The sequence below is a fragment of the Francisella persica ATCC VR-331 genome (assembly GCF_001653955.1).
Classification (GTDB): Bacteria; Pseudomonadota; Gammaproteobacteria; order Francisellales; family Francisellaceae; genus Francisella; species Francisella persica.
On the sequence record NZ_CP013022.1, the window covers coordinates 515,447 to 530,358 of the forward strand.

Below are 14,912 nucleotides of genomic sequence, written 5' to 3' on the forward strand. Positions count from 1 at the left end.
TTTTTAAAATAAATCTATAGCAATTAATAGTAATTTTAATTAAGGTTATTATAGGAAAATTGCGTTATAGAAGTCAGCATTATTTGCTTAGTTATTAAAATAGCGTTATTATTCATGGCGTTTAACAAAAAATATAATTGATATATGAATTCTAAATTTATTGGTTCAGTTTTTTTGATAATAGGTACTACAATTGGTGCAGGTATGCTATCTCTACCTTTGATAGTTTCATCTTGTGGCTTTACCATGGCAATAATCCTTTTAATTTTATCTTGGAGTGTGATGTATATAACTGCGCTTAAACTACTAAGAGTTTGTGCTAAGTATCCGTTAGGTGTCAATTTTACATCAATGATGCAATCACGAGTATCAAAAGCATATTTGATGTTTTTTAGTATTATTTATTTGTTATTGTTGTATTCTTTAATGTCTGCATATACCACACAAGGCTCATCTCTTGTAAGTGCTATAACTAGCCTAGATAATTCTAATAAAACTCAAGTAGGGTTATCTGCTGTTATCTTCACACTGATTTTTGGTGCACTAATGTTTAGCTATAGAGTCAGTGACTATGCAAATAGATTTTTTGTGATAGTTAAATTTTTATTTTTTACAGTTGCTGTATTTATTATATTGTTTTATATAAATCCAAGTTATTTAAGCAGAATACCTATTAGCCTATCAGCGTTTATTTTTGCGTGGCCGACTTTATTACCATCATTTGGGTTTCATAATATAATCCCTGTTATTTATGAATATCAAAAAGGTGATATTACTAAGATTAAAAAAAGTATTCTTATTGGTAGTCTAAGTGTTCTAATGATTTATATTATCTGGATATTTTTGGCTTTAGCACTTATTCCACAGCAAGGGTTACATAGTTATCAAACATTATTTAGTTCTGGTAATAACACCCCAGCAGGGTTGGCAGTAGAGATTAGAGAGGTATCAGGTTCAGTGCTTTTAGAAGTATGGTTAAATATATTTATTTATATTGCAATTATTACATCTTTTATTGGTGTTGGTATTTCATTAATGCATTATATTCGGGATTTGTTTACGCGTTATAATAGACGAATAGGTAATCTAGCTTTGGGGTTGATATGTTTTATCCCACCATTGATTTTCACTATTTTTTACCCGCGTGGTTTTATTTTAGCTTTACAATATGCAGCAATATTTGCAGTGATAATATTTGTTTATATACCATCGTTCCTAAGTAGAAAATTCGATCTTAAAGTCTACTGTTCAAATCTTTATGTGATATTTATGGGTAGCTTAGTTATATTTTTCGAGATTTTTAACTTATGTTTTGATATTAATCCTTTTGTTGGCTTTTAAATAGTCAATGATAATTTGAGATAGAACATATATAATGTATGATTAACGTTTTTATAAGTATAAGATTTTGGCGTTATGAGATTTGTAGATGAAGTAGTTATTAAGCTTCAAGCTGGTAAAGGTGGTAATGGTTGTGTAAGTTTTCGTCGTGAAAAATATGTTCCACGTGGTGGCCCTGATGGCGGCTATGGTGGTAATGGTGGCAGTATTTATCTAAAAGCTGATGAAAATGTAAACACCTTGATTGATTACCGTTATAAAAGAGAATATTACGCTGATAATGGTCGTCCTGGTGGGGGGCGTAATTGCTATGGTAAAACTGGCGAAGATTTATATCTAGTTGTGCCTGTTGGTACTAGTGTTTTTGATATAGATACAAATAAAAAAATTGGTGAAGTGCTACAACATGGACAAACTTTTAAGATAGTCTCAGGTGGTAAAAGAGGTATTGGTAATACACACTTTAAAAGTAGTACAAACCAAGCGCCAAGAAAGTTTACCTTAGGTGAAGAAGGTGAGTACAAAGAGGTCAGGCTAGAGCTTAATCTATTAGCAGATGTTGCTTTGTTAGGTTTACCAAATGCTGGTAAGTCAACTCTTATTTGCTCAGTATCTGAAGCAACGCCAAAAGTTGCTGATTATCCGTTTACAACAATGTATCCTCATTTAGGAGTTGTAAAAGTTGGTGTAGATAGTTTTGTGATGGCAGATATCCCAGGAGTAATTGAGGGAGCTGCTGAAGGTGCTGGACTTGGACTTAGATTCTTAAAGCATCTAACTAGAGCTAGGTGCGTATTGCATATTGTTGATATTTGTCCGTTTAATGAGTCGGATCCTGTTGAAAACTATTTTGCTGTTGAGAAAGAACTAGAGAAGTATAGTCAAGAGCTATTTGATAAACCGAGATTTTTAGTTATTAATAAAATTGATTTACTTGCTGATAAAATAGAACACAAGTGCCAAGAGTTCGTTGAGCATATAGGTTATCAAGGTAATTACTATACAATATCAGCATCCACGAAAAAAGGAACAGATGAGTTGGCTAAAAAACTTAGTGAGTTTTTACAAAAGCAAGAGTAAATGTAAATGAAAATAAAAAATCTTATATTTGGTTCACCAATTCCTAATACAAAACAACAAGAGCAAAAAATAGGCTTGTTTGCTGGTTTTGCAATACTTTCTTCAAATGCACTATCTTCTGTGTCGTATGCTACTGGAGAGGTGTTTATAGTTTTGGCAACTGCTGGAGCAGCAGCTGTTCTGCAATACTCGATTGAAGTAGCGCTAATGGTGATATTACTGATATTGTTGATGGGTTTTTCATATGCGCAAGTTATACGGGCTCATCCAGAGGGCGGTGGTTCATATTCGATAGTTAAAACACACTTTAATGAAAAACTTTTGCTGTTAACTTCGGCATCTCTTATTATTGATTATATTCTTACAGTGGCAGTTTCTGTTTCTACAGCGGCGGTGGCTATTAGTTCGGCTTTTCCTGTTTTAGATGATTATAGTGTTAGGTTAGCTTTGGGTCTTTTGGCACTTTTGATGATTATAAATCTTCGTGGCGTTAAATCTACAGCAAAGATTTTTATATGGCCAACCTATATGTTTATTGTCTCAATTATTATCATGATAATTGTAGGGATATATCAGTATAATCATAACTCTTTACAGACATTTACATATACAAAAAATCAACTTGATCAGATGCAGGCTTCGATGGGTGTTTTAACTATAACTCTTGTACTGCGCGCTTTTTCATCAGGTAGTGCTGCGTTAACAGGTATTGAATCATATGCAAATGGAGTTTCAGCTTACAAGTCTCCAAACTTAGCTAAATCTGGTTTGTTACTTATGACGTTCTTATCGATAGTGATGTTTGCCGGAGTAACTTTTATAACTGCAAAAACAAGAATATTGCCAGATTTTTCAGAAAGTGTTTTATCACAAGTTGCTCACCAAGTTTTAGGTAATGGCTTTTTATATTATTTTTTACAAGCATCCACCTGTTTGATTCTACTTATGGCAGCTAACACTTGTTTTACTGGATTTCCTATTTTAGCTTCAATTATGAGTAAGGATAACTATCTTCCTGAACAGCTACAGCGTGTCGGTGATAGATTTGCATTTAGAAATGGGATTATAATGTTAACTGCATTATCGGCAATCTTGGTTATAATATTTGATGCTAAAGTTAGCCGCTTGATACCATTATATGCTTTTGGTGTTTTTATTGCATTTACACTTTGTCAAGCTGGATTGGTTAAGTATTGGTATAGGAATAAGCGTTCATATAGAAGTTGGGGAATTAGAGCATTTATCAATGCCTTTGGCTGTGTTGCTACATTTGTAGTATTAATTATAATCGTTGAAAGTAAATTTTTTGAAGGCGTTTGGATTGTGATAATTGCGATCGCAATTATCATGTATGGTTTATATGCGATAAAAACTCATTATATAAGAAGAGAGCATAATCTAGCACTAAGTGTTGATGAGGCAATTGTAAATGCTTGTATACATGAAAACTTGAAACCAAAAATAGTTGTATTAGTTTCACGTATTCACCGTGGCACAATAGAGTCGTTAAGGTTAGCAAGAAATCTATCTTATGATATTACTCCAGTTTTTGTTTCGGCAAATCAAAAGAAAATCGAAAAAATTAAAACCGAATGGAAAAATTTAGCTTTCAAAGAAAAGCTCTTGATAATGCGACCTATATATAACTCGTTTATAACTCCAGTATTGCAAATTTTGCATAAAAATGACCTAAGAGATCCAGAACGAGGCTATTCTGTAGTAATAATTCCAGAAGTTGTAAATACAAAATGGTGGCACTTCCTACTACATAATCAAAATTCACGCATGGTTAAATTAGCTATAGCAGCAATGGATAAAAAAGATGACAAAACTGTTACTAGAGTAGTGATTTCGGTTCCATATAAAGCAGAATAGATGATGGTTTTTTAAAGTTATTGGCTAGTATCTAGGATTTTTGGAGCTTTAAAGCAGGTTTAGTAGTTTTGTTGATATTGGCTGTATGTGTAGTGTTTGAGTTTACTAGTGTTGGTTTAAGTAGTTTATTTAAACCATTGGTATGTTGCCTTCTATAATGCTGTAGAGCAATATAAACAAGCAAACATTATTGCACCAGCTAGTAATATTTGCTGCTATTACTTCAGTGATGTTATTAAATAGTTTTTTGACATATTTTTGTGGTCAGTATCTTTGATAATCTTTATGTGTAAACTAATGACAGAGAATTATGTCAGTAATTGGCTTAATTCTAAAGTTACCTAAGTTGTGCCAAAATTTATGACAATCCTGAAGAACTCATTAGTTATGATATACAGCAGCTCATTATTCTTTAAAATAATATATTTTTGACAATTATTAATAGTTTGTCTCAACATTAGTTTCTTTCTCTATTATTTTGTGGTGGTTATAGGGTATTATCCTTGTCATTATATGGTTATGACTTTAATATCTATGGTTATATTTTTTTGGGTTAAAATAGTTTTAGTAGTAAATGTTTTGAGTTGTTTTTAGGCTTGGTAAGCCTTTAAGAGAGCTTTTATATAGTCATAAGAAATGTGAAGCAGATTTTAGATATGGCCTTATATGTGGTTAGAAATAATAAAAACTACATTTATGATAATCAATCTGAAAAAAGAGAATATGTTTTATCAAAGAAGAATTTTAATAAGGTTGTTATTTTTATAAAGTTACATTCCGTAAAAAAAAAAAGATATTGTCAGAAGTTTTTTTGTACAAATAGTCCTTGACTAGAACAATTTTAGCATTACCACGCTATTTTGCTAAAATTATTAGTTTTGGATAGATTATGCAGGTGCAGTCAGCATTTACAGTGTCATTTCTCCAATGCTACTTCTAGTTTTTAGAATGAGAATTTAGCTGAGCTAAGAACTAATATTAGTAGGTTTTCTGAGCTTAAAAATTTCTCAACAAAATACCTAAAATACTTTTTTATTATAGCGCCCATATTTACCTGAGGATGATTTTAAAATAGCAATGTTTTATCCATATTTTGCTAATATTCTAGCAAATGATGAATTCAAGCAGATAATTAATTTATTAGGAATAGGCTATTTGGCTAAATTTATAAATACTATGCATGATTGGGGGAATATATATACTATCTTCTGGCAAACAGCAAAAGCTGCGATTATGTAAAATTATTTACTAAAGATTATGATTTGATTTTGCTTGATGAGGCAACTTGAATATAGATGTTAACTTATAGAAAAATCTATTAATTACTCAAAATAAAGGCTTAGCGTATATTTCAGTTAGCCATAATTACAGAGTTAAAGCGTATCATGATAAAGTTATCGAACTTACTAGTGATTGATTAGAAGATGTATAATAATACTAGCAAAATAGCCTAGGGCAATAGCCCAAGTCCACTTTAGATGTCCGACAAAAGTGTATTTGCCTTTAGATTTACCCATTACAGCAACACCAGCAGCGGATCCAATAGCCAATAAACTACCACCAACACCAGCGGTAAGTGTGATTAAGAGCCACTGAGCATGCTCCATAGTAGGGTTCATGCTTAATATCGCAAACATAACAGGTATGTTATCAATAATAGCTGAGAGTATACCAATTATAGTGTTTGCTTGAGTATGTGCCGAAAATAAAGTTGGAGCTATCGACTGCATATCCGAGTAGATATATTGAGAAGCAATACCTAAGTAACCAAGAGCAGCAAGTCCTTGCACTGAGACTAAGATACCATAGAAGAATAGTAAAGTATCCCACTCTGCTTCTTTAACTTTATCGAAAATATCAAAAGCATGTGGAGGCATTTTATGACCTTTAGGATTTTTATTTTCATTAGCTATTTTTAGACCATAAAAGTAATTATAAATCATTACATAGCCAAATCCTGTCATCATCCCTAGTGATGGTGGAAGGTGAAGCATATGTTCAAATGATACAGCTGTAGCTATTGTCAGTATAAATAACGCTATTACTGTAATAGCACCACGTTTAAGCTCAACTTTTTCTTCAATTATTGACTGAGTTTTCATTTTAGGTATAAAAAAACTCATAATAATAGCAGGAACTAAGAAGTTGACAAGTGACGGTAAAAATATAACAAAAAATTCAGTAAACTTGATAACTCCTGCTTGCCAAACCATAAGCGTGGTAATATCGCCAAATGGCGAAAACGCTCCACCAGAATTTGCGGCAACTACGACATTCACACAAGCCATGGTTATGAATTTTTTATTATCTTTACCGATAGATATTACAACAGTACTCATAACTAAAGCCGTAGTTAAGTTATCAGCAACAGCTGATAAGAAAAAAGCAATTATACCGGTAAGCCAAAAAGTTGCTAGATAACCAAAACCAGCGCGTAAAAGAGAACTTTTTAATTTGGCAAAAACATTTCTATCTTCGATTAAATTGATATATGCCATAGCAACCAATAAGAAAAGTAGAAGCTCGCCATACTCTATCATAATATGGTTGAAATTACTATGAACAATATTATTAGCACCCAAAGATTCGCCAACAATAGCTACTAGTATCCAGATTACCCCAGCAGCAACAATTACAGGCTTTGATTTGTTTAATTTAGTAAAGTCCTCTGTCATTACCAGTAGATAAGCCAAAATAAATACTACTATAGCTGTTATTGCTAAAGGGTGATTAACTGCATTGACACTAATAGCACTTAGTGTTTTTTCATCTTTTGCAAATGACAGAATTGGTAGTATAATTGACAAAATAAGTATAATCTTTTTGTACATTTTATTTGATAAAACTCTTTGAATAACGGCTATTATAACACCGATAATCATATAATTAAAAATAAACTAAACAAGCTGATCTTATAAGTCTTAATATGCTAAATGGGTAACATATTTTTATTATTAATGTTATAATAACTGGTTATCCAATATAATAAGTACAAGAGTGTTTCTTATGTGGAAGTATTCTCCATTAAAGACTATTCTTATCTTAGGGCCTATGGCTTTTGCTTTTGCATTAGCTATGGATGTATATATGCCTGTTTTACCTGATATGCGTGAATCTTTACATACAACTCAGCAGATGGTACAAGTGACGTTATCTTTATTTTTGGTCGTGACAGGTGTCGGACAGCTTTTCTTGGGGCCTTTATCTGACCAACTTGGTAGATTTAGAGTTATCCTATTATCGGCGATATTGTTTGTTATAGGTTCTGTCCTTTGTGCTTTATCGAGTAATATAGAGCTTTTGATAGCTTCTAGAGTAGTGCAGGGGTTAGGCTGCTGTGGTTTGTCTGTTTGTGCTTTTGCAATTATTCGCGATGCCTTTTCAGGTAAAACAAGCTCGATTGTCTATAGTTTTATAAACGCAATTATATCAGTCTCTCCTATTATAGGACCTTTAATAGGTGTACAACTAGCTATTCATTTTCATTGGCAATCAGCATTTGTATTCCTTACTGGGTTAGCAATTGTAGCATTTTTGATAGTGGTGATATTTGTCAAAGAGAGTTTACCTATCGAAAGGCGTAAAAAAATGTCTTGGAATGTATTTGCAAGATATTTATATGTAGCTAAGTCTTTACAGTTTTGGACATATTCATTAGCAGCTGTATCTGGAATGGCTTCATTTTTTATGCTATTTTCGATGACACCGTATATTATCAATTATCTAGGGTACCCAATATCTGAAATATATGTCGTATTTGGTTCAGCAGGATTAGCATTTTTGATAGGCTCTTTATTCGCAGGCATTATAGTTAATGCGTTAGGTGTTTATAAAACAGCTTTGTTAGGAGTTGCATGCGTTTTTGTTGCAGGTATCTTATCATTAAGTATTTATGAAATATGGGGATTAAGCTTGTGGGGGTTTTTTGCTCCATGTTTTTTAGCAACATTTGGTTGTGCACTTACTGCAGGTACTGGAGCAAGTGGTAGTATGGAGCCTTTTTATGAAATAGCAGGCGTTGCTGCAGCATTATTTGGAACTATGGAGTTTGCTATTAGTGGAGTTATAGGAAGTATAGCAATGTTATTTCCTGCTACTAGTTCTATACCTATTGCTATTACAATGATTATTATGTCAATAGTTTGCTTTATACTTCTACTCTTAATAAAAGTTAAAACAAATTAAAATATGACTTTTTAAAAAAATTGCAACTTTTAGATTATTGTTACTAATAGTTTTTTATAACAAGGAAAGATCATAGTCAGCAGATTCTTGCTTAAGTTTAATAATAATCTAATGCACGTAAGTATCCTTTTTAGATATTCAAACTTTTTTGGATCCCAATTATGAATATCTAAACTTAGCAAGTCATTTATAATTTCTTTACTAAATCGATATTTAATAGTTTAGCTGGAGATTCAGCAACAATACTATATGGTTCAACATTTTTGGTGACAACTGTATTAGACGCCACAATAGCACCTTTAAATCAATAGTAATTCCTGGCATGATTTACATTCTCGTCCCCAGACAAGCCACGTCATTAATATAAGTATCTCCCTTGCCAATATAAGCCTCTTCAATAAATTCCATAAATGGATACAAGCAAAACCAGTCAGATCTGTGAGTATGGTTACCGCCAATCATAATAATAACTTCTGGCGCGATGAAACTATATAACTTGTCTATCAGACCAACTTACTTTCAATTGTTTGCTTATCTCATAACCATAAAGGATAGCTAATAACGGATTCTTCAAAACCATAATCCCAACAGTCACTATAGTAGCTATTTTCTCCCTTATTTTATATTAGTGTTTTTAACGTTCTCATGTAGAAGTTGTACTTTTAACTTGTGTTTCTTAGACATTTGTGTTTATCCACTTTATAGATTTTTAATCATCAAAGCAAACTTCATATCTTTAGCTGTAACATTATCAAACTTTATCTTAGCTTTATAGCCGCTACCTTTTGCTTCTTCCATATGTTTGCCATCCTTATCTTGCATATTATCTAGGATAATTTCACGGCTACCAGATGGTAACATTAGTTCGATACTATCACCAATCTTGATTTTATTGCGGACATTGACATCAGCATAACCAGTGTGTTCATCAAAGTTTGTTATTTCACCAACAAATTGCTGTGTAGAGCTGCGTGAATTAGAATTATCATATTTTTGATACTCATCGTGTACATGGCGACGATAGAAGCCTTCTGTATAACCTCTGTGTGCAAGACCTTCAAGCTTATCCATTAGCGTCATATCAAAAGGTTTACCGGCTAGAGCATCTTTGATTGCTTGGTCATAAAGTTGAGCTGTTCTTGCGGCATAAAAGAATGATTTAGTTCGCCCCTCAATTTTAAAGCAGTCAACTCCCATTTTCATCATAGTTTCTACATGTTGTATTGCACGCAGGTCCTTTGAGTTCATAATATAAGTGCCATGCTCATCCTCAAACATTGGATTATATTGGCCTGGCTCTTTATCATTTTCTATCAAGACAACTTTATCAGATGGTGTACCGATACCTAAAGTAGATAGTGTTTGTACTGGTTCAAAATTGCCTAATTCGTTTTGTTTTGCTTCGGCAACTTTATAGCTATTACGACACGCGTTGTTACAAACACCTTGATTAGGATCTCTATGGCTATAATATCCTGATAGTAAACATCTACCAGAGTAAGCCATACAAAGAGAACCGTGAACAAATGTTTCAATTTCCATATCTGGACAATGTTCTTTAATCTCAGCGATCTCTTTTAGCGATAACTCTCTTGACAGCACAACACGCTTTATCCCCAGTTTTTGCCAGAATTTAACAGTTTGATAATTTACTGCATTTGCTTGTACTGATAGATGTATTTCTTGATCTGGGAAATGCTCTCTAACAAGCATTATCATTCCTGGGTCAGACATAATCATAGCATCAGGCTTAAGAGCTATTACTGGAGTTATATCTTTTATGTAAGTTTTTATTTTTGCATTATGTGGTGTTATATTATTAGCAAGCATTATTTTTTTGCCTTGAGCATGAGCCTCAGTAATAGCTGTCTCAAGGATTTCTAGCTTTGAAAATTCATTATTTCTTACTCTCAGGCTATATCTGGGTTGGCCGATGTATACAGCATCTGCTCCATATGTAAAAGCATAGCGCATCGCCTGTAGCGTGCCTGCAGGCGATAGTAATTCAGGTCTTTTCATTTATGCTTATATCCTTTAATTTAGTATTTACTAATTTAATTTTTAGAAAGTGAATAATTTACTCTAAGTATTTTAACTTTTTATTTTTTGTCTATAAAGATTTTTTTAAAAAAATCAGAATAAACAAACATGCAGAAATTAGGCGATATTTATAACTATATTGAATTAAATGAACATATATAGCAGTAAAGGTAAATGTCTGCAAATTTCGCATTAATTGAATTTCAGCTGTCATTTATCTTATATTAGAATGTTGATATAAAATAATAACTCAAAGCAAAAAGTAGTAAGGTTCCTTTTGCTGTGGTATTATGATATTATATCTTGTCTGAATAGTAGATGAAATTTACTTCTTAAATATCTAATAGGATCTAATATGAATTTTGAGCTTGCTAGAGAAAATATGGTAAAGCAACAAGTTCTTATTGAAGGACTTTCTTTAGATGGTGTTGCTAAAATTATGGCAGAAATCCCTAGAGAAATTTTTTTACCGAGAGAACTTCAAGGTTTAGCTTATTGCGATACAAATTTAATTGTAGGCGAAAAAGAATTAAGAAGTCCGATGTTTACAGCTAAGCTTGTAGAGGCATTAGCTATCAAAGCTAACGATAATATCTTAAAACTCGGGTTAGAAAGTGGTTATCCAGTAGCCTTAATAGCTAAATTATGTAAGAGTGTCGAACTTGTTGATTATGATGAGCAAAGCTTAGCCTTAGTAAGGCGTCAGCTAGCAAATATTGATATATATAATGTTGAGTTTAATAGTGCTGAACATATAACCAATATTATCAAAAATGGTAAAAAATATAATTGTATATATATATCAAATGTGGTTAAAGAAGATGAGATAGATGAGTCACTATTAGGGCTTCTTGAGACTAATGGTAGACTAATATTTGTCGTTAGAACAGCTATTTGTGATAAAGCTTACTTGATAATTAAAACACCAACACAAAAATACGAAAAGAGTCTCCTCTTTAACACGTACAATAAGTAAGAAGTGCTATGAAAAAGTTAATAACATTATACTTCTTAGGTTTTTTTGGGTTCTGTCTAGCGTTAGCTAATGAAAATACAACTGTTCCTAACTATAACTATGCAGGAAGACCTGTAGGTACTGATGTTGCTGAAAACGCGTATAGTGTCGAAAAACAATATGCCAAAGCTGATCAGATTAAACAAGGCAATAGATTCTATAACCTTAAAAAAGCTGATGAAGTTGCGATGGTTGGTGATACTGAGGATAAGTACTATAGTTTAGTCGATATATATAAGCTAGCTGCTGAACATAATGCTGATTATCAAGCAGCAAGATCAACTTTTGTGGCAAATGTTGAAACTGTGCCAACAGCATTAGGCGCATTATTACCACAGATTGATTTTAATTATAACCTTAGAAGAGATTTGTATAATCAGTTCGGTGGTAGAGTCAATGATACTGCAAATGTGGTAAATTTTAGTGGTTCTCAGGTTCTCTTTGATTGGAGTAAATGGAAGACATATACCCAGGCAACATATTTGCAAAAATCGTATGCGATGATTTATGCTAAAGCTGAACAGACTCTTATAACTGATACGGTTACTGCATATTTTGAGCTGTTAAGAGCAGAGCAGGCACTACAGTTTCAGTTTGCTAACGAAGCTTGGAACAAAAATTTATATTTGACTCAGAAGTATAAGTATAACTCAGGTATGGTTTCGTATGCTGATTTTAAAACTACAGATGCACAATATCGTCAAGCAATCGCTGATAGAGTTAATGCACAAAGAAATTTCATTAATGCCAAAGCTGTGATGGCTAAACTTATTGGTAAGCGTATAAGTTCGATTTTATATATATCAAAAGATACTGAGTTTGGTAATCCAGTTCCTGATGATATTAACTATTGGTTAAATACTGCTGAGAAGCATAATCTCGATATTGCGCAGAAAAAATTTGAATACGAAGCAGCACAAGAGGGGGTTGGCATTCAGTGGGGTAATTTTTTTCCTAAAGCTAATTTAACTGGTGGCATAATGATGTCTCGTAATGCTCTTTCTAATTCACCAGCACAAATAGCTGTAATCCCAACTAAATATGATGTTGCTAATATTGGTGGCGAAGTCAACTGGAATTTATTAAGAGGAGGTTCTGATTATGCTCAACTTAAACGGGCTAGTTACGATAATCAAGCAGCTAACTATGCGTTACTACAGACTAAGAGAGAAGTTTATGCTAGTACAGTAGAGGCATATCAAACAGTTATCCTTGATGTAGTTAGAATTGAAGCCTTTAGAAAGTCTGTATATTCAGGTATAGCTTCTGTAAAAGCGATATTAGAAGGTTTTGAAGCAGGGACACAGACAATCGTTGACTTGCTTAACCGTCAGGCAATACTTGTCCAAGCACAGCTATCATTTGCAGATGCTATATTCAACTATGTTGAAGATTATGTGCGCTTAAAACAATTGCAGGGAAGCTTGACATACAAAGATATTGAATACACTAATAGTATTTTAGGAACCACAGATATAATATCGCAGATTGCAACGGAGTAATTAGTTTGATGTCGCAGGCCTCAGCTTTTATTTTAGACTTTGAGAAATATAAAGCTGAGCACATTAAATCATGGCTCTTTAGTAGAAATATAGATTTATCTCAGCTTACAAACAAGCAAGAAATATTTTCGCAGTTTATTCGTTATTTTGTTTTAGAAGAATTTTATCATATTTCCTCGCCAGTTTTTTTCAATCAGCATGGTAAACCTTACTTAGAGGATAATAGTATTTTTTTTAATATTAGTCATACACTGACAAAGCTTATAATTGCCGTTGCTGATCAAGAGATTGGTGTAGATATTGAAAAGCTATCAGCTAGACAAAATATTATTAGGATCGCACGGCGTTACTTTAGCGAATTAGAATGCTACGAGCTAACTATTAGTGATAATCCTAATAAGGATTTTTATACTTTATGGACACTCAAAGAAGCACAAGTAAAAAGAAATTCACTGGGAATAGCAAAAGGCTTGAGCAGTTCTAATTTCAGCAAAGTTAATAACTTCTGGCTTAGTAATACTTATCCAGATGATTTTGTGACATTTTTTTATGACGAATTAATAATCTCAATATGTTGTAAAAATATCGCTGCTGAGAAAATTAATTTATTCGAGATAGTAGATTTTAAATTTAAGATACAACTATAGCGAGAAGATTATAGCGATACACGGCAAAAATGATAAAAATATGTATAGAATACCTGCAGACTGCAAAATAGAATCGAGCGGTGTAAATATCTTGGCAAATTTGTGGAATTCAGCTACTGAGAATGCTATAGTTTGCTCAACTACTTGGTTCATTAGAGGCAGCTGTACTTGAATGGTATGGTGATGAAATGGCGCTGGCGCGATAAGATGAAAGCCCAAGGTAAAGATTATTCAAAACCAAAATTAGTTACCGGACCTGTGCAAGTATGCTGGCATAATTTTGCTAGATATTGTAATATAGAGCTTAGAAGAGATGCCGATGTCTCGAAATAGCTTAATAATGACACCACAAGCTGTATTAGAAAGGTGTGATGAAAATGCTATAGGAGTTGTACTAACTCTTGGAGTAACTTTTATAGGACAATATGAACTAGTCGAAGATGTATGTAAAGCTCTTGATGATTTTGAAAAACAAACAGATATAGATATTCCGGTTCATGTTGATGCAACTATCATGAGGTTTCCAGGCTCTGTTTATAGATTCATATTTAAAGTGGAATTTTAGATTATCTCGTGTCAAATCAATCAATGCATTATGACACAAGTTTGGCCTATCTAAGCTTGGTGTTGGTTGTGTTGTCTGGGCTGATAAAAAGTATTTACCAGAGAATTTGATTTTAAATGTTAATTACCTATGTGGTAATATTCCACAACATTTGCACTGAATTCTCACGGCCAGGTGGCCTGATAATAGTAGCGTAGTATTATATAATTTTGTTAGGCTAGGTTTTGAAGGTTATAAGAGAGTACATCAGATTTGCTATGATTTTGCAAAATATATACACTAGTAAATTAGAAGAGATGGGTAATTATTCATGCTGGTGAGTGAGGTATTCCTACCGTTAGCTGGTCACTTAAAACAACTAAAGAGTATAGTATTGTTTAATATATCTTAGAAAATCTGCGCTAAAGGTTAGCAAATAGCGGCTTACATAATACCAAAGAATTGCAAAGATCTAGTATGCATGTGCTACTTAGAAAAGGCTTTAGCTGTGACTTGGCATAGTTGATGATTGGAGATTTAGTTTCGGTGATTGATTCACTAGAGGTAAAGTCAAAAACATTGAAAGGAGTAGTTTTGCGCATTAGTATTTTAGATAATTTTGATTAATTTATCGTGTTAAATATTGTTATAATATTGTGTTAATAATTAATTTATACTAAGAG

The 14,912-nt window shown here is 32.8% G+C and carries 10 protein-coding genes and 1 pseudogene; 9 read left to right on the forward strand and 2 right to left on the reverse strand.

The window, feature by feature from the left end; translation table 11 throughout:
- Nucleotides 1-144 precede the first annotated feature (144 nt).
- From FSC845_RS02470 to FSC845_RS08645, 4 genes are all read left to right on the forward strand, one after another.
- Nucleotides 145-1,341, forward strand: coding sequence for an amino acid permease (locus tag FSC845_RS02470; protein WP_064461614.1), 1,197 nt, complete (start codon nt 145-147; stop codon nt 1,339-1,341).
- A gap of 75 nt (nt 1,342-1,416) precedes the next feature.
- Nucleotides 1,417-2,421, forward strand: coding sequence for an Obg family GTPase CgtA (cgtA, locus tag FSC845_RS02475; protein WP_064461615.1), 1,005 nt, complete (start codon nt 1,417-1,419; stop codon nt 2,419-2,421).
- Nucleotides 2,422-2,427: 6 nt separating this feature from the next.
- Nucleotides 2,428-4,296: an APC family permease gene (locus FSC845_RS02480; RefSeq protein ID WP_064461616.1), complete on the forward strand. Its 1,869-nt coding sequence runs from the start codon at nt 2,428-2,430 to the stop codon at nt 4,294-4,296.
- A gap of 1,077 nt (nt 4,297-5,373) precedes the next feature.
- Entirely contained in the window at nt 5,374-5,535 is a 162-nt protein-coding gene (locus tag FSC845_RS08645; protein ID WP_227806633.1) for a hypothetical protein, read from the forward strand.
- Nucleotides 5,536-5,702: 167 nt separating this feature from the next.
- Here FSC845_RS08645 and nhaD read toward each other — a convergent pair whose 3' ends face one another.
- Entirely contained in the window at nt 5,703-7,127 is a 1,425-nt protein-coding gene (gene nhaD / locus FSC845_RS02490) for a sodium:proton antiporter NhaD (RefSeq protein ID WP_064461798.1), read from the reverse strand.
- Nucleotides 7,128-7,302: 175 nt separating this feature from the next.
- Here nhaD and FSC845_RS02495 point away from each other — a divergent pair, with 175 nt between their 5' ends.
- Nucleotides 7,303-8,481 carry a multidrug effflux MFS transporter gene (locus FSC845_RS02495; RefSeq protein ID WP_064461617.1) on the forward strand — a complete coding sequence of 393 codons (1,179 nt, stop codon included), beginning with the start codon at nt 7,303-7,305 and terminating at the stop codon, nt 8,479-8,481.
- Nucleotides 8,482-9,180: 699 nt separating this feature from the next.
- On the opposite strand, the gene trhP is transcribed toward FSC845_RS02495, so the two are convergent.
- The gene (trhP, locus tag FSC845_RS02505) at nt 9,181-10,500 is read right to left on the reverse strand and encodes a prephenate-dependent tRNA uridine(34) hydroxylase TrhP (RefSeq protein WP_064461618.1); all 1,320 of its coding nucleotides are present in this window, start codon (nt 10,498-10,500) and stop codon (nt 9,181-9,183) included.
- A gap of 376 nt (nt 10,501-10,876) precedes the next feature.
- On the opposite strand from trhP, the gene FSC845_RS02510 reads away from it, so the two are divergent.
- The 4 genes and pseudogenes from FSC845_RS02510 to FSC845_RS09570 all read left to right on the forward strand — a co-directional run bounded on the left by FSC845_RS02510 (nt 10,877) and on the right by FSC845_RS09570 (nt 14,834).
- Nucleotides 10,877-11,497: a protein-L-isoaspartate O-methyltransferase family protein gene (locus FSC845_RS02510; RefSeq protein WP_064461619.1), complete on the forward strand. Its 621-nt coding sequence runs from the start codon at nt 10,877-10,879 to the stop codon at nt 11,495-11,497.
- Between the two features lie 8 nt (nt 11,498-11,505).
- A complete protein-coding gene (locus FSC845_RS02515; protein ID WP_064461620.1) occupies nt 11,506-13,038 on the forward strand; it encodes a TolC family protein in 1,533 nt (510 codons plus the stop codon).
- Nucleotides 13,039-13,046: 8 nt separating this feature from the next.
- Complete coding sequence (locus FSC845_RS02520) at nt 13,047-13,685, forward strand: 4'-phosphopantetheinyl transferase family protein (RefSeq protein WP_064461621.1); 639 nt, start codon at nt 13,047-13,049, stop codon at nt 13,683-13,685.
- Nucleotides 13,686-13,725: 40 nt separating this feature from the next.
- Nucleotides 13,726-14,834, forward strand: a pseudogene (locus tag FSC845_RS09570) (pyridoxal-dependent decarboxylase).
- The last annotated feature ends 78 nt before the right edge of the window (nt 14,835-14,912 follow it).